The sequence below is a fragment of the Tateyamaria armeniaca genome (assembly GCF_045797845.1).
GTDB classification, from domain to species: Bacteria; Pseudomonadota; Alphaproteobacteria; order Rhodobacterales; family Rhodobacteraceae; genus Tateyamaria; species Tateyamaria armeniaca.
In genome coordinates this window covers 1,476,657-1,494,324 of record NZ_JBHDIY010000002.1, presented here as the reverse complement: position 1 = coordinate 1,494,324, position 17,668 = coordinate 1,476,657, and the positions used below count along the sequence as shown (strand labels likewise).

Genomic DNA, 17,668 nt, shown 5'->3' with positions numbered 1-17,668 from the left:
CTGCTGAACGTGAAATTTATGGACGTACTTGTATATGCGAGTCATTCGCAGAAAGTCAATGAGAATGCGAATGACTCGCAATAACAGCGCCGTGATTTTGGGCTTTCAGTCGAAATCGATCAAAAAAACGGCGCCGGGGCCGTCATCCAGCAGAGAAATCTGCCCGCCACGCGCCTGCACAAGGCTGCGCACGATGCTCAGACCCATGCCCGTGCCGCCCTGATCGCGCCGCGTGGTAAAGAACGGATCGAACACGCGGTCCCTGTTGCCTGCACTGATCCCGGGGCCATTATCGGCGATATGCAGGGTACCGGCGGTCACGCTCAGCGTCAGCCGCGTTGCCCCGTGTTCTGCCGCGTTGCGCGCCAATTGCGTCAGGATGGTCGCCAGATCCGCACCCAGCAAAGGAATGTCACCGTCTTGCGCCACCTCAACCTCGATGCGTGTATCAAGCGCAGAAGCCACGTCGCTGAGTCTGCTTGAGCCCGCCCCTGCACTGCTGGCCGCCATGGCGTGATGCCCAAGGTCATCCAGCAGGGTCTGCATCCGCGCTGTCGCCTCTTGGATCGTCTTGCTCAGAGTTTGCGCATCGTCCCCGCTGGCTCCGGCCTGCAACAGCTCCGCCGCCCCTCGAATCGCCGTCAGGGGCGAGGTCAACTCGTGGGCCACGTGATCCGCATAGGCTTTCATCCCCTCGGCCCGGCTGTTCAGGCTGTCGCCCATCGCCATAACGCTTGCGCCCAGGGCGCCCAGTTCGGGCGTGCCGAAATGGACCGGAGGTGGGGTCGCCTGCCCTGCCTTCATCGCGCGGGCATAGCCTGTCAGCGCATAGATCGGGCGCAGCACCAACCGCCACAACAAAAACCCAAGCACACATGTCGCCACGACGGCCAGCCAGCCGATCAGCCACGCGGCCTCGCCCCAGCCCAGAATATTGCCCCACAGGCGCAGGTAGGTGATGCCGAACAGCGGCAACACGAGAACCACAGCCAACGTCCCACCGATCACCAGCGCCAGCGGCGGCCGCCACTTGTCTGAAACCGGTTTCACGCGCCTGTACATTGGCCCATCCGGATACCGACGCCATGCACCGTTTCAATGGCATCCGGGCACCCGGCGTCGGCCAGTTTGGCCCGCAGGTTGCGCAGGTGACTGTCAAGCGTGCGATCACTGACACCGGCATGATGGCCATAGACTGCATCCGTCAGCGCGGGACGTGCCGAAATGCGGTCGGGGTGGGCCATGAGGTGAGCCAGTATGTCCATCTCGCGGGCTGTCAGGGTGACGGGCGCACCGTTCACGCGGCACATATGGGCCGTCGCATCGACACTCAGAATGCCGCGCGTGAGGGCGGCTGCCCCAGATGGCGCGGGGCGCGCACGTTTCAGGATCGCCCCGATGCGCGCCACCAGTTCGCGGGGCGAGAACGGCTTGGTCACATAATCATCGGCACCCAGTTCGAACCCAAGCACGCGGTCAATCTCGTCCTGCCGCGCAGTCAGGAACAGAACCGGAGTCGCGTGCGTGGCACGCAAGCTGCGACACACCGCCAAACCGTCCATTTCAGGCAAGCCGATGTCCAGCACGATCAGATCGAACCTGCCGGATCGCGCTTTGGTCAACCCCTCGGCACCATCGCCCGCCTCGCTCACCCCGTAGCCGCCCTGTTGCAATGCGATGCGCAACACGGATCGGATGTGCGGGTCGTCATCGACGATCAGCAATTGTCCTTGGGTCATTACGGTGCAGTCGCATCTGTGGTCATTGCCGCAAGGCTACGGCGCACCCGCCAGTTACGAAAGCCCCATTCGCGCCAGTCGTCCGGGTGGGACAAGCGCGGCACGCGATAAGACGACCCGCACTGTGTCGTCCAAGTCGGCCCGTAGCGTGCTGCCATCGCCGGGATCACGTCTTCGGACAGGTTGCACAGCATGAAGATATCAGGCTTTTCATGATGGCTGAGGTTATGTCGCGCAATGGCCCCGTCAAAACTGAAGAATGCGCAAATATACAGGACACCGGCCCCCAATATGCCACTGCGCAGCAACATCCATGCGGCAGGCTTGTCACGCCATATCTGCCAGACCACGATGCCCAGCCCAGCGGCCACAAGCCCCATCCAGATATAGGCGGCCATGCGCAAACGTGTCAGGCCATATTCATCGACATACGCCTCCAACCGGAACAGCGACGCACCCACCAGCGCAAGTGTCTGTGCCAGCCACAACAGCATCAGCCAGCGCAGGACCGGCCGCCCGGCCAGATGCGGACGGGCCAGAACCGCGAACAGACCTGCCAGCAGGGCGGTGATCAGAAGCGGATAAGCGCCACGATGGGCGTAGGTTGCCGGGCTGATACCCTCGGGCAGGCCGACATTTCCATAGAGAAACAGGATATCCATCACTGTCTGCACCGCAAACAGCGCATTGAACGCGACGAGTGAGCGCGCCACAGAGCCTGCGTTCACGATCCCCTGACGTGCGACCGTGGCCCGGGCGGCAACGCGGGCGCGCAGCCGTTCACGCATGGCGCTGGCCACCAGAAGGGGCCAGATCAGCGCCCCAAGGAGCAGCCAGAACCACAAACGCCACATGTTCGGGGTCGGCACCTCCCATGCCGTCAGTTGCGACAGTGCACGATCCAGAACCGGGTTTGCCCCCACGAAAAGCAGCGCAAAGAGGGCGGTCGCGCCGAAGGGCAGCGCCCAACCGAGCATAAGCGTGCGTATGTCAATTGCCCCGCTGCGCATGCGCCCGACATGCTGCGCCACACCAACGGCATCCGCTCCGGTCTGAAGCGGCGCGATCCACCACAGCCGAAATGCACCGCGCAGGACATCGCCGCGCGCAAGCCCTGCAAGGGCGGCACACAGCACCGACAGTCCAAAGACGGCGATCAGTACGGACAGGGGCTGGACAACCTCGATCAATGGCAGAACGGCCATGACTGTACCAGCCGCAATACCGATGCGCGCGCGCATGCTGATCCGGGGCCACGCCAGTGCCAGCCCGGCCCAGACGATGATCAGCGCGAGCACCGCAAAACTGACACCCGGCACCACGTGCCAGATCAGCATGTCACCGCACGCGATCAGCGCGATCAGCAACCCTGCCTTGATCCCATCGCGGCGGCGCGCATCCTGTCTGGGCTGTGCCCGTTCCTTGGGTGCGTCCAGCCACCACCCATCCTGCTGCATCGAAAGCGGCACACCGCCAAAAACCCGTTTCGTCATTGCCTGTCCCTTTGCGCTGGCCTTGTTTGAAGCCCAGGCTGACAGGTGTCTGTGCAGGCCAGCGCACCCCGTTTGTGCAGAAGATGTGCAGGGATTTGCGCAGCGGCACCGCTTGCCAAACGCGACAAGCCATGCCACGTCATTGGTCTGCACCCGTCCGAAAGGATCCCCAGATGCACGAGACGACAACACATTCACCGACCCAGACCACGACCCAACTGCCGCAGGTGGCAGAACCGCGCAATCCGGGGATGGCGCTGGATATGGACTGGGTGCGGCGCGTGCAGGCCAATACCTCGGCCATCGAACGGCGCTGCGCGACGCTGCCCGGGCGGCGCTCGATCAAAAAGGATCATCAGGCGGCGTGGCTGTTGAAAGCGATCAGCCTGATTGACCTTACAACCTTGTCTGGCGACGACACCGTGCGCCGCGTCCAACGGCTGTGTGCCAAGGCGCGCCAGCCGGTTCGGGTCGAAATGCTGGAGGCGCTCGGGATGGAGGGCCTGACGACCGGTGCAGTCTGCGTCTATCACGAGATGATCCCGGCAGCGGTCACCGCCCTGCAAGGCACTGGTATCCCCGTGGCCGCCGTGTCTACCGGGTTTCCGGCGGGCCTGTCCCCGCTCCACCTCCGCCTTCAGGAAATCACCGAAAGCGTCGCCGCAGGGGCAGAAGAGATCGACATCGTGATCTCGCGCCGGCATGTGCTGGAAGGCAATTGGCAGGCTCTTTATGACGAAATGGCGCAGATGCGCGCGGCCTGCGGCACAGCCCACGTCAAGGCGATCCTCGCCACGGGCGAGCTGGGAACATTGCGCAACGTCGCGCGCGCGTCACTTGTTTGCATGATGGCAGGCGCGGACTTCATCAAAACCTCGACCGGCAAGGAAAGCGTGAACGCGACCCTGCCGGTGTCCCTCGTGATGATCCGCGCGATCCGCGACTATTTCGAGGCGACGGGATACCGGGTGGGGTACAAACCTGCGGGCGGGATTTCCAAGGCCAAGGATGCGCTGGTTTACCTGTCCTTGATCAAAGAGGAGCTTGGGGATCGCTGGTTGCAACCCGACCTCTTCCGCTTCGGCGCCTCGTCTCTGTTGGGCGATATCGAACGGCAACTCGAACACCACCTCACCGGCGCTTATTCCGCCGGATACCGCCACGCCATCGGGTGAACGGAACCACGCAAGGGACGACACCATGACCGTCAAAGACATCTTCGAAACCATGGAATACGGCCTTGCCCCCGAGGCGGCAGGCGACGCGCTGGCGTGGATCGTCGATCAGGGGGCCAGCTTTGGCCACTTCATCAACGGTGACTTCACCACCCCGACAAAGGACTTCCAGTCGCGCAACCCCGCGACAGGCGAAACGCTGGCCGATCTTAGCCAAGCCAGGCAATCCGACATCGACGCCGCGGTCAAAGCCGCCCGAGCGGCCCAGCCGAAATGGGCAAAATCAGGCGGCCATGCCCGCGCCCGCGTGCTCTATGCCATCGCGCGCGCCTTGCAGAAACACAGCCGCCTGTTTGCAGTCCTCGAAACCCTCGACAACGGCAAACCGATCCGCGAAAGCCGCGACATCGACATCCCTCTCGCACAGCGCCATTTCTACTATCACGCCGGCATGGCGCAGTTGATGGAGGCAGAACTGCCCGACCGTGCCCCCCTTGGCGTCTGCGGCCAGATCGTGCCGTGGAATTTCCCGCTGCTCATGCTGGCCTGGAAGATCGCGCCCGCGCTGGCCATGGGCAACACGGTGGTGCTGAAGCCCGCCGAATACACCTCTCTCACTGCTCTGCTGTTCGCCGACATCTGCCGCCAGGCGGGCGTGCCCAAGGGGGTCGTCAACATCGTGACCGGCGACGGAGCGGTGGGCGAGATGATCGTGAACGCGGACGTGGACAAGATCGCCTTCACCGGATCGACCGCCGTGGGCCGCCGCATCCGCGAGGCCACCGCAGGCACCGGCAAGGCGCTGACCCTCGAACTGGGCGGCAAATCCCCCTACATCGTGTTCGACGACGCTGATCTTGATTCCGCTGTCGAGGGCCTCGTGGATGCCATCTGGTTCAACCAGGGGCAGGTGTGCTGTGCCGGATCGCGCCTGTTGGTGCAGGAACCTGTGGCCGACACCTTCTATGCCAAGCTGCGCGCGCGCATGGACAAGTTGCGGATCGGCGACCCGCTGGACAAATCCATCGACGTGGGCGCGGTGGTAGACCCGATCCAGCTGGATACGATCACCAAAATGGTCGCCGACAACACCAGCGGAGCGACCTATCAGGCGCAAACCGCCCTGCCCGCCACCGGGTGCTATTACCCGCCCACCCTCATCACCGGCCTCAACAGTGCCGATACGCTGATGCAGGAAGAAATCTTTGGCCCCGTGCTTGTATCGACAACGTTCCGCACACCTTCCGAAGCGGTCGAACTGGCCAACAACACGCGCTACGGGCTGGCTGCAACTCTGTGGAGCGAGAACGTCAACCTCGCGCTCGACATCGCCCCTAAGCTGGCCGCAGGCGTTGTCTGGGTCAACGCCACGAACCTCTTTGACGCCGCCGCTGGGTTTGGCGGCGTGCGCGAAAGCGGGTTTGGGCGCGAGGGCGGCTGGGAGGGGCTGTTGGCCTACACCAAACCCAAAGGCACGCCCAAACCGCACAAACCCATCGCGCCTTTCACGGGCAAGGATGAACCGTCCAATCCGCTCGACCGCACGGCCAAGCTCTATATCGGCGGCAAACAGGCGCGCCCGGATGGCGGCTATTCCCGGAATGTCTATGGAAAGAGCGGCGCACTTCTGGGCCAGTCCAGCCTCGCCAATCGCAAGGACGTGCGCAACGCGGTCGAAGCGGCACAGTCTGCGGCAGGCTGGGGCAAGACCACAGGTCATTTGCGCGCGCAGATCCTGTACTTCATCGCCGAAAACCTGTCGGCACGCGCGGAGGAATTCGCCAAACGGCTCGACACGATGCAGGGCGGCAGATCGGGCCAAAAAGAGGTCGAAGCATCGATCCAACGCCTCTTTACCTATGCCGCATGGGCTGACAAATTTGACGGCGCGGCCAAGGGCGTTCCCCTGCGTGGCATCGCGCTGGCCATGAACGAGCCCACAGGCATCGTCGCCGCGCTGTGCCCGGACGACGCACCGCTGCTTGGCCTCGTCTCGCTCATGGCCCCCGCAATCGCGATGGGAAACCGGATCGTACTTGCGGCGTCGCAGCCGTTTCCACTGGCAGCCACGGATTTCTATCAAGTGCTGGAAACCTCCGATGTGCCGGGGGGTGTGGTCAACATCCTGACCGGCAATCACACCGAGCTTGCGCCGCACATGTCCAAACACCTGAACGTCGATGCCGTGTGGTCCTTCTCGGGGACTGATCTGTCCAAAGAGATCGAACAGGGCGCATCGGGCAACCTCAAACGGACTTGGGTGAACAACGGCCACACCCGCGACTGGATGGGCGCGCAGGGCGAAGGACGCGCCTTTTTGCAAGCCGCAACCGAGGTCAAAACCATCTGGGTGCCTTACGGCGAATAGGGCTTCTCTGATTTAGGAAAATCCTGGGGTTTGGGGTAAAGCCCCAAACAACGCACCCGCGCGGCGCGCGGGTGCAAAACTTCACGCGTGCGCAAGCGCTCAATTGGCGACAGAGCTTTCCAAGCCCTCTGGCTGGCCCACAACGACGAAATGCAAACCTTCCGGGTCCAGCAATTCACTGGCCACACGTTGTACGTCCTCCAGTGTCACCGCCTCGACCTTGTCGTTGCGGGTGGCGATGTAATCGATGGGCAGGCCCAGCATCTGCATGCCAACCATGATGCGCGCGATGGGTCCATTGCCGTCAAAGCGCAGCGGGTAGGCGCCGGTGATATAGGTCTTGGCGGCGTCCAGTTCAGCTTGGGTGATGCCCTCGCTTGCGGCGCGCGCCCACTCATCGCGGATCACCGACACCGCCTCGGCGATGCGGTCATTGGCGGATGCGACCTGCCCCTGCACGGTTTCGGCGTAATCCTGCGGCACGAGATAGGAATAGACTCCATATGTCAGTCCACGCTTTTCACGCACTTCGGTCATCAGGCGGCTTTCAAAGCCCCCCGCGCCAAGCACCTGATTGAGAACATTCGCGGCAAAGAAGTCGGGATCGTCTTGCGCAATGCCACGCTGGCCAAAGATGGCAACCGACTGGGGTGTCTCGAATTGAACAACGGTCGTGCCGCCCTCAATCAGGATCGGGGCCTCTGTCGGCATGGGCGCGCCTTCCTCTGGCAAGGCACCCAGCAACGCGTCCAAAAGCGGGCCCAGCTCTTCGGGCGTGATATCCCCGGCAACACCGACATAGAGGCGATCCTTGGCGAACACGCCGCGATGCGCCTCAAGCATGTCTTTGCGCGACAAGGCCGTCACGCTTTCGATGGTGCCTTCATAAGGGGTCGCATAGGGGTGATCGCCATAGGCCATGGCATCAAATGTACGGCGCGCAATCTCGTCCGGATCCTTGGCGTCAGAGCGAAGGCCCGTCAGCACCTGCTCGCGCACACGTTCAAGGGCGTCGGGATCAAAGCTGGGTGCGATGATGGATTTGCGCAGCAACTCGACAGCCTCATCCCGGTTCTCGCTCAGGAACTTGGCCGAGACGGACAAGGCATCGTCACCGATGTCATATCCAAACGATGCCGCGAGGCTTTCCTGTGCGCGGGCAAAGGCGCGCGCATCAAGGTCGCCCGCCCCTTCTTCAAGCAAGCCGGTCATCAGGTTGATCGCCCCACGCTTGCCCGGAGCGTCCAAGGACGCACCCCCGCGAAACCGCAGCTCAAGCGCCAGAAAAGGGATCGACGGTTCGCGCACCAACCATGCGGTAATGCCACCGGGGCTTACGACTTCCTCGATCTTGACCTCGGCCCGGGCTGGCAAGGTGGCGACAAGGGCAAGGACCAAAGCCATCAGAAAACGGGTCATTGGCTTACCTCCTGCGGTGTGACGGGCCGTGTCAGCCAGCCGGTCACCGACGCGTCGCGATTAAGGACAAGGCGCGCGGCATCCATGATGTCATCGGCGGTGACTGCCTGCAGGATATCAGGCCATTCCTGAATATCTTCGACACTCAGACCGACGGACATCGCAGCCCCATAACGGCGTGCGATGCGGTCCACATCGTCGCGCTGGTAAATCTCGCTGGCGCGCAGTTGATACTTGATGCGCTCAAGCTGTTCGGGGTCCACGCCGTCGATCAGGAATTGCGCCAGTACCGCGTCCATCGCATCTTCGGCCTCTTGCAGGCTCAGCCCCGGCACCGGGACGATCACCACGTCAAAAGTCGTATCATCCAGCGTGGCGCCACGATAAAAGGCCCCGGACCAGACGGCTTTCTGTTCCTCAAACTGCAGCTTTTCCGTCATGTAGCTGGTTTGCCCACCGCCCAGCACTTCGGCCAGAAGGGTCAGCGCGGCGGCGGCTTCCTGATCACCGGGATCGCGTTCGGGGGCAAGGTAGGACCGGCTCACATATTCCTGTGCGACCCGCGCATCGCGAAAGATCACGCGGCGTTCGGCGGTCTGGGGTGGCTCTTCGGAGCGGATACGCTCGGGCAGATCGGGATTGGCCGGGATCACCCCGTAATACGTCTCGGCCAGCTGTTTGACCTCGTCAGGATCGACATCACCCGACACCACAAGGATGGCGTTATTGGGATAGTAGTAGGTGTTGTAGAACCCCAGCGCGTCTGCCTTGTCGAGACTCTCCATCTCGTGCATCCAGCCGATGATCGGCACGCCGTAGCGGTGGTTGAGGTACTGGGCCGCATTCATCTGCTCGCCAAACAGGGCGCGCGGGTTGTTCTCGGTGCGTTGGTTGCGTTCCTCGATGATCACACGACGCTCGGTCGCAACATTCTGTTCGGTAAAGCGGATGTTGCGCATCCGGTCCGCTTCCATCCGCATCATCAACTCAAGCCGGTCGGCCGCGACGCGCTGGAAATAGGCGGTGTAGTCATAGCTGGTGAACGCATTATCCCGCCCGCCATTGGCGGCCACCGTGGCGGACAACTCGCCATCGGCCAGCGTGTCGGTTGCCTTGAACAGCAGGTGTTCCAGAAAGTGGGCCACGCCTGAGGAGCCGACCGGTTCGTCCGCAGACCCCGCGCGGTACCAGACCATGTGCTGGACAACGGGTGCTCGGTTGTCCTCGACCACCACCACCTGCATGCCGTTGTCGAGTTCAAAAGTGGTCACCGCGTCCTGATCGGCGCGCAACGCGGCGGGCAAGACGGTAAGTGACAGGGCAAAGACGGCAAAAACGGCGCGCAGACGGGTCATGACAAATCCTGATAAGGAGCGGTTGGGCTAACAGATACGACGCCGGGTGCCACCTTCAAGCGGCACTGGCGTCTTTGTGAGGATCAACGCCCGTTGATCAGCGCCGACGCCCGGCGGGCGGCGCTGTCGGGGTCGGAATGCCTGCGCGGCGGAACTGTTCGGCAACGCGGGCTGGTCTGATCGCTTCGCGGCGATAAGCCTGCGCATAGGAATCTTCCTGAAAGATCCGGATTTGCGTCAGGCGGGACTGCCGTTTGCGGAACTGCGCATCTGCTGCGGCCAGCGTCGCACGAATGTTGGCTTCGCGCCCGAAGCGGCTGGTGTGGTTCACAAGGGCCGCGTCACTGCCGGGGACCGGAGCGTTGGGTGATGTGCGCTGTCCACCAAGTGCTGCCACGCTGTCTTCGAGCGGGCGCTGATCGGTGCGATTGAAGCCACCGGGGGTGGGTTCGGGAAGGGCCGAAAAGCTTTCGGGTTGTTCAAGCGGTTTGGCGGGCACAATGATGAATTCATCCGGTCCTTCGCCACGCGACTGGATCTGGCGCAGCCCTTTGTTCTCGCACGCGGCAAGGACGGTAACGGCAATCAGGGCACAGACGATCAGACGCATGAGAGAACTCTCCTCAACTTGAGCCGCATTATCGCAGCTTGAGCCCGCTTGTCACGTGCCCTTTTTGGACGCCTTCTTTTTGGCAGATGCGCTTTCCTGACCAAAGAAGACAAGGCCGATGGCCCCGGCAAAGATGAAAATATCCGCGACGTTGAATACGAACGGGTTGTCGATGCCACAGCAGGACATGTTCAGGAAATCAAGAACGAAACCATAAAGCAGCCGGTCAAACACGTTGGCCAAAGCGCCACCGATCAACAGCCCCGCACTGGCGCGCGCCAGTTGCGGTTGCGGGTGTTTGATCATCCACCACAGCACACCACCACAAATCACAATGGCAATGCCGATCAGAACCCAGACGCTGGTGCCGTCACCAAGCAGACCAAAGTTGATCCCCCGGTTCTCGCCATAGCGAAAGTTCAGGATCGGGGGCAGCACGTCCATGGGCCTGAACGCCGACACGCCCAGAACATGAATGACCAGGTATTTCGACAACTGGTCGAGGCCGAACGCCAGTGCTGCACAGATCCAGAGAAGTTTCATGGGACCCCTAATGCCGGAAATGGCGCATGCCGGTAAAGACCATGGCTAATCCTGCCTTGTCAGCGGCGGCAATCACTTCGTCATCGCGCATCGACCCGCCGGGCTGGATCAGGGCGGTGGCCCCCGCCTCGGCTGCCGTGATGAGGCCATCAGCAAAGGGAAAGAACGCATCAGAGGCCACAACCGACCCTTGGGTCAGCGGCGCGGGCAGGCCCATGACCTCGGCCATGTCCTGCGCTTTGCGGGCCGCGATGCGAGTGCTGTCGACGCGGCTCATCTGTCCGGCACCGACGCCCACGGTTGCGCCGTCCTTGACGTAGATGATGGCGTTGGATTTCACGTGCTTGGCGACCGTCCATGCAAAGAGCATGTCGGCCAGTTCCTGATCGGTCGGCTGGCGCTTGGTGACGACTTTCAGGTCATCGCGGCTGATTCGGCCCACATCCTTGTCCTGCACCAGAAAGCCACCCGACACCTGTTTGACCGCCAGCGCTGCCGCCGCAGGGTCCGCCAACCCGTCTGTCGTGAGAAGGCGCAGGTTCTTTTTCCGGGCAAAGGCTTCGATGGCGTCGGGATCTGCCCCGGGCGCAATGACCACTTCGGTAAAGATGCCGCTGATCGCCTCAGCCGTTTCACCATCAAGCGGCTGGTTCAGCGCGATGATGCCGCCAAATGCACTTGTGCGGTCGCAGTCGAAGGCCCGCGTATAAGCCTCGGCCAGCGTAGCACCCGTTGCCACGCCGCACGGGTTGGCATGTTTGATGATGGCGCAGGCAGGGCCCTGACCTGCGAATTCGCTCACCAGTTCGAACGCCGCGTCGGTGTCATTGATGTTGTTATAGGACAGTTCCTTGCCCTGATGCTGCGTCGCAGTTGCGACGCCCGGACGGGCCGAGCCGTCGGTGTAGAATGCGGCGGCCTGATGCGGGTTTTCACCATATCGCAGCGTCTGCGCCAAGGCACCGCCAAAGGTCCGGCGGCGCGGTGTCTCGCGAACTTGCGCAGCCATCCATGTGCTGACGGCGGTGTCGTAGGCGGCAGTGCGGGCATAGGCGGTCTGCGCAAGGCGCTGGCGCAGGGCATAGGAAGTCTGCCCCTCCTGCCCGACCAGTTCCGCGATCACGGCGTCATAGTCTTCGACATCGACCACCACGGTGACAAAACCATGATTCTTGGCCGCCGAACGGATCATCGCCGGACCGCCGATATCGATGTTCTCGATCACTTCGTCATATGCCGCGCCCTTGGCCACGGTTTCCTCGAACGGATAGAGGTTGACCACCACCAGATCGATGGCCCCGATGCTGTGTTCCTCCATCGAGGCGACGTGATCGTCATTGTCACGCAGCGCCAGCAAACCGCCATGCACCACCGGATGAAGCGTCTTGACACGGCCATCCATCATCTCAGGGAACCCGGTGACATCCGCCACATCCCTGACCGCCAGACCCGCCTCGCGCAGCGCTTGCGCCGTGCCGCCCGTGCTCAGCAATTCGATCCCCATACCTGCGAGGGCGGTGGCAAACACCTCCAGCCCGGTCTTGTCGGACACGGAAATCAGCGCGCGGCGCACAGGGGCGAGGTCAGTCATGTTGGTCATCGGGGGCAGCCATCCTTCAGTCGTACATCTCTACCGGTTCATCCCGGTTCAGGTCGCGGATGCCCATGGCAGTTTCCTGCGCCTTGGACAAGGACCAGCGGACGCGCGTGGCATATCCCATTGCCCGTCCCGACAGCCGTATTTGCTGGCTGGCGCGCGGCTTGAGACGCCCCGTCTCAAGGTAAACGCTTGGTTCAAGGGACAATTCCTGTGTCCCGTCATGGCGAAACACCCACATCTCCCCGCTTTTGAGCGCGATGGACACAGCCGAGCCGCCCATATCGAGTTCGGCATCGACCTCGGGGTGCAGATGAAAACGGATGTCATAGGGGATACCGCCAAGCGTCTTGGCATCCATCACACGGTCAAACTGCCGCTTTTCGTGTTCCTCCAGCGCCAGCAACATGTCTTCACCCGCCATGCCGCGCCCGTCGAATGTCAGCTCCAACTGGCGGGCATGGGTCAGACCGTGCGTGCGACTGTATCCGTTGTGCCCTCCCTGAAAGCGCGTGCCGTCCGGGGCCTGGCTGACCTCGATCGGGACATGATCTGGCGCGTCGATCAGGATTTCGCGGGATGTGGCGCGGTCGGCATCACCGAGCCGGGCACTGGAATAGCCATCCAGCGTCAGCGCCGAATGGGACGGCGTCGCGCGCCCTGCCCGCCGCCAGTTCGCGCCAAAGCTGGCGCCAGAGCCGCAATTCACGATCAACGGGCGACGGCCCGAGGTCAGCTCGAAGGCAAGTGTGGAGGCATGGGCGTTGTGGCTCGCCTCGGGCGCAGGCGGTTTGGCAGCGTCGATGATCACACTGGTGCGCCCCGCACTCAGGCGCGCATAGCCCATCGACAAGCCGTCGGCCTGCCTCGTCCGCACGCCGGATGCGGCCAGCGCATGATCCAGCCACCCTTCCTGCCCACGCCCGCCGCCATGAAAGCGGGCAAGACCACCGTCGGAATGGCGCAAGGTGCGCAGAGTCGGCGTGATCCGCTCAATCGCGGCCATATGGGCGTCGGGCACGGCTTTGCTGGCGTCTTCAAGAGCGGCCGCGGCCCATGTCAGCAGCGTGTAGACGTCCAGCAACTCTTCGGGGTTGCGGGTGGGAATGCCGCCTTCGGCGTCGATCTTCTGATCGCATTCCCGTGCGAGGGCTGCAATGGCGGGCGGGGCCAGATCCTCCATCCCTTCCAATGACAGACCGGCATAGATCAGACCTGTCAGCGCTTCGAACCGGGGCAGTCCCGGGGCGGCGGCGTGCCAACGGCGTGACAGAAACCGGGTCTGTTGAGCGAGAGAGAGGAAGAAGGCATCCGGTTCTTGCCCGTCCAGTCCGCGCAACAGAAACAAGGCGTGGTTGATCCAGCGGATCAGGCGGCGGCCCGTCAGGTCAGGTGTCCAGCCCGGTCCGCGCCCGCGTCCATAGCGAGATATCCAGCCCCACAGCCAGCGTTGCCCGTAGGTGCGGCATTTGGCGTCGCCAACGGCGGCCAGATCATCAAGCCACGCAAACCCGTGCAAAGCATCCTCGAAGGCGCGGTCAGGGGCCGTGACATCCCACAGTTCGGTGTTTGGTGCCTCGACCAAAGCACCGGCAAACAAGTAATTGCCTGCCACCAACTGTCGCCCCTTGGCAAAGCTGCCGATGGTGCGCGGTTCGGGGGCAGAGACAAAGGCGGTGACCGCACCCGTTCGGGTCGATCTGGCCGCGTGCCAACGGTTCAGGAACCGGGCCTTTCTTGCGGAAAACCCGTAGGGATCGGTCATAGTCACTGCCTCGATGCGTCTTTATGCGCGTTTTGGCACACCATAGCTTGCGCCGTGCCTCGAGTCACGCAACCTCAGGGAGATTTGCGCAAGGCCGCAATGTAAAATCCGTCCATGTGGCCATGTTCCGCCCATAGGTCCGGGCGCAGACGCAGCCCACCCTCTTCCGTAATCCATGCCGCATCGTTTCCGGGGCGGTTAAGCGCTGCACGCTCTACGCTTACGTCGGGATGGCGTTCCAGCGCTTCTTCCACTTGCACCTCACCTTCGTCCGGCAGCAGGGAACAGGTGCAAAACACCATGCGCCCGCCGGGTCTCAGCAAGGTCAGCGCGTGATCGATCATCCGCTCCTGCAACGCGATCAACGCGCCAAATTCCGACCCGTCCTTGGCAAATGGCAGATCGGGGTGGCGGCGAATCGTTCCCGTGGCCGAGCAGGGTGCATCGAGCAGAATTGCATCGTATTGGCCTGTCACATCGAACACATCCGCAACAAGAGTGTCTGCGCTCAACCCCGTGCGGATCAGGTTTTGCGCCACACGCTCCATCCGTCCGGGCGAGATATCGACCGCTGTCACGGTTGCCCCGCTGGCGGCCAATTGCATCGTTTTGCCACCCGGTGCGGCACACAGATCAAGCACGGTCTCACCCTGTTGCGCATCAAGCACACGGGCAGGTATGGCCGCGGCGGCATCCTGCACCCACCAATCGCCACTGGTGAATCCCGGCATTGCCGACACCTGCCCGGCCTCAGCCAGTCGCACCGAACCTGTCGGCAGCAGCACACCGCCCGTGGCATTCGCCACCGCCACTCCGTCCGATTTCGGCGTCAGATCCAGCGGGCTGGTGGCAAAAAACGCAGTCTCCATCCCCACGACTGCCTCTGCCCCCCATGCCTGCACCAAAGGCTTGCGCAGCCAGGATGGCAGGCGCGGGATGCGCAAGGTCGGCCATTGCTCGACCCCTTTGTCGGCCACTTTGCGCAGCACGGCATTCACGAGGCCCTTGAGGTGACCGTAGCGCTTGTGTTTCGAGATGATGGTGACCATCGCATTGACGACCCCATGCGCCGCCTCACCCTGACACAGCTCATACGTGCCGATGCGCAGCGCGTTGCGGACGGTGGTTGCGGGATATTTCTGCAGATGGCGTTGCAGCAGGCGGTCCACGCGCTCCATGCTGCGCAGTGTTTCGGTCGCAAGGCGTTGCGCACGGGCGCGGTCGGCAGGGTCAAGGCGGTCGAGTGCACCGGCACCAATGACTTCGGACATCAGCTTGCCCTCGCCCATGATCTGATCGAGCAGATAGATCGCACTTCGCCGCGCGGGCAGGCCAATGTCGCTCATGGAGGGATCCTTGAAATGTCTCACCCGCCTTGCCGGGATCAGGATCGGGCGTATATCAACGCTATAGCCCAAGAGGAACCCCATGAGCGACGATCCCGATCACACCGACCTGCCCCCCGCCGCCCAGCGCGCGTTGGCAGAAGCAGAGGCGCGGCGTAAAGACGCCAAAGCGCTGGACCTGCCCAAGGAGTTGGGCGGGCGCGACGGACCCGAGCCTGTGCGCTATGGCGATTGGGAGAAGAAGGGCATCGCCATCGATTTCTGATGCGCTCAGCCGACTACCCATAGCCTGCCAACGTCATCAACAAAGGACCACATTAATGAGAACGCTTGGCGCACTGGTTTTCCCAGAGTTTGAGACGCTGGACTATTTCGGCCCCATCGAAATGCTGGGTGGTTACGGCAAAGAGACAGAGATTATCACTGTCGCCAAAGGGCCTGACCCTGTGCCGAGCTGCCATGGTCAGCGCATCGTGATCGACCGGACAATCGCTGAAAAGGACGACTACGATCTTCTGCTCATTCCCGGCGGAGACTCCGCGCTGAAGCTGGCGGACGATCCAGAGATGGTCGACTGGCTGCGGCGAGCCTCAGCCAATGCGGAACGGGTTATGGCAGTTTGCACGGGCACGGTGCTTTTGGGCATGACCGGAATTCTTGACGGGCGCAAGGCGACCACCAACAAGATTGATTTCAATCAGACTGTGCATCTGGCACCGGGCGTCGAGTGGATCAAAGAGGCGCGTTGGGTCGAGGATGGCAAATTCTTTACCTCCTCAGGCGTATCCGCTGGCATGGACATGGCCCTTGCCGTGATGGCTGATCTGTTTGGCATTGAAATGGCGGAACGACTGGCCCTTGGATCCGAATACGAATGGCATCAGGACGCCAGCCGCGATCCATTTGCCAAGCTGGCAGGGCTAGTTTGATCGACCGGTGTCGGTCTACCGCAACCGAAACATCGCGCTGTCGCCTGCACCCCTATCAGAGGTGAATTTGATCTGCCCGTCCGCGCTCGCCTGCACTTCCTGACAGTTGTACCCCAGCGCATCGCCGCCCCAGAACAGGTCGCGGCAGAAATAGCCGTCTTGCCATGACCACGAGCCTTCGATGTCCCAGAGGGAACCGCGCCCGTCGATCTGGCCGTCGCTGGAGACCATTATTTTGACCATTGGGCGCGTCAGTGTCTTGCCCTTGACCAGCTCAACGAATTCCGCCTGTTCATCCACCTTGACCAGTTCGGCCCAGACGGGGCCAGCGGCAAATGCCGCAACGGCAGCTGCAAAGATCATACGCATGGACATTTTTCCCGTGGCTACGAAAATTCTTGAAAGGCTTACGCACGAACAGCGGGTTCGGTTCACTTTGCGTGGAAATTTTTTACACGCCGTTTCAGGATTTCAGCCCCAGCACGTCCAGCATGTCATATTGCCCGGGCGATTTGTCCATTGCCCAAAGCGCGGCCTTCAACGCTCCTTTGGCGAAAAGCGCCCGGTCCGTTGCCATGTGGCGCAGGACGATCCGCTCGCCCGGGCCTGCAAACAACACGTCATGTTCACCCACGATGTCGCCGCCGCGAATGGCTGTGAACCCGATGTCACCCTTGCGCCGTGCGCCTGTGATCCCGTCGCGGCCCGCGTCGCGCACATCAGATAGGGTCACCCCGCGCGCCTCGGCCGCCGCCTCACCCAGCATCAGGGCAGTGCCCGAGGGCGCGTCGACCTTGTGGTGGTGGTGGGATTCGATCACCTCGATGTCGAAATCCTCGTCCAAGGCGGCGGCCACCTGTTTTGTAAGCTGAACCAGCAGGTTGACGCCAAGGCTCATGTTGCCCGCCCGCACGATGGCGCAATGGCGCGATGCCGGTTCAAGCTGCGCGATCTGTTCATCCGTCATGCCGGTGGTGCCGATAATGTGTGCGGCGCGCGCCTGTGCGGCGGTGTGGCTGAGTGCGATGGTCGCCTCGGGCGCGGTGAAATCGATCACAGCGCGGGCCTGCGACATCGGCTCAAGCGGATCATCCCAGACCAGCGCGCCAATGGGCTGTCCGCCCATCGCCTCGCCCACATCGCGTCCAATCCAGTCGTGCCCTTCACGCTCAAGCACACCCACCAGACGCATCTTGTCGCTGTCCTGAACAGAGCGGATCAGCATCTGGCCCATACGGCCTGACGCCCCCGCAATCACGATCCCCGGCAATTCTGACATGGCTTTGGCCCTCACTTGGCGATTTCCCGCTGTCCTAGCGCGCCCGAGGC

General features: G+C 62.5%; 16 protein-coding genes. 4 read left to right on the top strand and 12 right to left on the bottom strand.

The genetic code is table 11. From position 1 onward, the window contains the following. Positions 1–105: 105 nt before the first annotated feature. Genes ACERZ8_RS07425 through ACERZ8_RS07415 form a run of 3 tightly spaced genes read right to left on the bottom strand, consistent with a single transcriptional unit; the run spans position 106 to position 3,232 of the window. A complete protein-coding gene (locus tag ACERZ8_RS07425) occupies positions 106–1,050 on the bottom strand; it encodes an ATP-binding protein (RefSeq protein WP_407591604.1) in 945 nt (314 codons plus the stop codon). After that, positions 1,047–1,739 carry a response regulator transcription factor gene (locus ACERZ8_RS07420; protein ID WP_407591602.1) on the bottom strand — a complete coding sequence of 231 codons (693 nt, stop codon included), beginning with the start codon at positions 1,737–1,739 and terminating at the stop codon, positions 1,047–1,049. The genes ACERZ8_RS07425 and ACERZ8_RS07420 overlap by 4 nt, the downstream gene beginning before the upstream one ends. After that, the gene (locus ACERZ8_RS07415; RefSeq protein ID WP_407591601.1) at positions 1,739–3,232 is read right to left on the bottom strand and encodes a DUF4153 domain-containing protein; all 1,494 of its coding nucleotides are present in this window, start codon (positions 3,230–3,232) and stop codon (positions 1,739–1,741) included. The genes ACERZ8_RS07420 and ACERZ8_RS07415 overlap by 1 nt, the downstream gene beginning before the upstream one ends. A gap of 173 nt (positions 3,233–3,405) precedes the next feature. Between ACERZ8_RS07415 and deoC the strand changes: the two genes are divergently transcribed. Together deoC and ACERZ8_RS07405 are read left to right on the top strand one after the other, a co-directional pair. Further along, a complete protein-coding gene (deoC, locus tag ACERZ8_RS07410) occupies positions 3,406–4,407 on the top strand; it encodes a deoxyribose-phosphate aldolase (protein WP_407591599.1) in 1,002 nt (333 codons plus the stop codon). Between the two features lie 25 nt (positions 4,408–4,432). Beyond that, complete coding sequence (locus ACERZ8_RS07405; RefSeq protein ID WP_407591597.1) at positions 4,433–6,775, top strand: aldehyde dehydrogenase family protein; 2,343 nt, start codon at positions 4,433–4,435, stop codon at positions 6,773–6,775. Between the two features lie 99 nt (positions 6,776–6,874). Here the strand turns inward: ACERZ8_RS07405 and ACERZ8_RS07400 are convergent, their stop codons facing one another. The 7 genes from ACERZ8_RS07400 to ACERZ8_RS07370 all read right to left on the bottom strand — a co-directional run bounded on the left by ACERZ8_RS07400 (position 6,875) and on the right by ACERZ8_RS07370 (position 15,410). Next, the gene (locus ACERZ8_RS07400) at positions 6,875–8,194 is read right to left on the bottom strand and encodes a M16 family metallopeptidase (RefSeq protein WP_407591595.1); all 1,320 of its coding nucleotides are present in this window, start codon (positions 8,192–8,194) and stop codon (positions 6,875–6,877) included. Then, positions 8,191–9,549 (bottom strand): M16 family metallopeptidase, encoded by a 1,359-nt coding sequence (locus ACERZ8_RS07395; RefSeq protein WP_407591593.1) that lies wholly within the window; start codon positions 9,547–9,549, stop codon positions 8,191–8,193. Before ACERZ8_RS07395 ends, ACERZ8_RS07400 begins: the two co-directional genes overlap by 4 nt. 97 nt (positions 9,550–9,646) lie before the next feature. After that, positions 9,647–10,159, bottom strand: a complete 513-nt coding sequence (locus ACERZ8_RS07390; RefSeq protein ID WP_407591592.1) for a DUF3035 domain-containing protein — start codon at positions 10,157–10,159, stop codon at positions 9,647–9,649. Between the two features lie 51 nt (positions 10,160–10,210). Beyond that, positions 10,211–10,702, bottom strand: coding sequence for a signal peptidase II (lspA, locus tag ACERZ8_RS07385; protein ID WP_407591590.1), 492 nt, complete (start codon positions 10,700–10,702; stop codon positions 10,211–10,213). Between the two features lie 7 nt (positions 10,703–10,709). After that, the gene (gene purH / locus ACERZ8_RS07380; protein WP_407594203.1) at positions 10,710–12,293 is read right to left on the bottom strand and encodes a bifunctional phosphoribosylaminoimidazolecarboxamide formyltransferase/IMP cyclohydrolase; all 1,584 of its coding nucleotides are present in this window, start codon (positions 12,291–12,293) and stop codon (positions 10,710–10,712) included. A gap of 25 nt (positions 12,294–12,318) precedes the next feature. Next, positions 12,319–14,064 carry a heparinase II/III family protein gene (locus tag ACERZ8_RS07375; RefSeq protein WP_407591589.1) on the bottom strand — a complete coding sequence of 582 codons (1,746 nt, stop codon included), beginning with the start codon at positions 14,062–14,064 and terminating at the stop codon, positions 12,319–12,321. A gap of 74 nt (positions 14,065–14,138) precedes the next feature. Beyond that, on the bottom strand, positions 14,139–15,410 hold the full coding sequence (locus tag ACERZ8_RS07370) for an RsmB/NOP family class I SAM-dependent RNA methyltransferase (RefSeq protein WP_407591587.1): 1,272 nt from the start codon (positions 15,408–15,410) through the stop codon (positions 14,139–14,141). Between the two features lie 82 nt (positions 15,411–15,492). Between ACERZ8_RS07370 and ACERZ8_RS07365 the strand changes: the two genes are divergently transcribed. Both ACERZ8_RS07365 and ACERZ8_RS07360 read left to right on the top strand, forming a co-directional pair. After that, positions 15,493–15,675, top strand: coding sequence for a DUF1674 domain-containing protein (locus tag ACERZ8_RS07365; RefSeq protein ID WP_407591585.1), 183 nt, complete (start codon positions 15,493–15,495; stop codon positions 15,673–15,675). A gap of 55 nt (positions 15,676–15,730) precedes the next feature. Next, the gene (locus ACERZ8_RS07360; RefSeq protein WP_407591584.1) at positions 15,731–16,339 is read left to right on the top strand and encodes a DJ-1/PfpI family protein; all 609 of its coding nucleotides are present in this window, start codon (positions 15,731–15,733) and stop codon (positions 16,337–16,339) included. 15 nt (positions 16,340–16,354) lie between these two features. On the opposite strand, the gene ACERZ8_RS07355 is transcribed toward ACERZ8_RS07360, so the two are convergent. Further along, positions 16,355–16,708 carry a dihydrodipicolinate reductase gene (locus ACERZ8_RS07355; protein WP_407591582.1) on the bottom strand — a complete coding sequence of 118 codons (354 nt, stop codon included), beginning with the start codon at positions 16,706–16,708 and terminating at the stop codon, positions 16,355–16,357. A 94-nt stretch (positions 16,709–16,802) separates the two neighbouring features. Further along, entirely contained in the window at positions 16,803–17,618 is an 816-nt protein-coding gene (gene dapB / locus ACERZ8_RS07350) for a 4-hydroxy-tetrahydrodipicolinate reductase (RefSeq protein ID WP_407591580.1), read from the bottom strand. Positions 17,619–17,668: the final 50 nt, after the last annotated feature.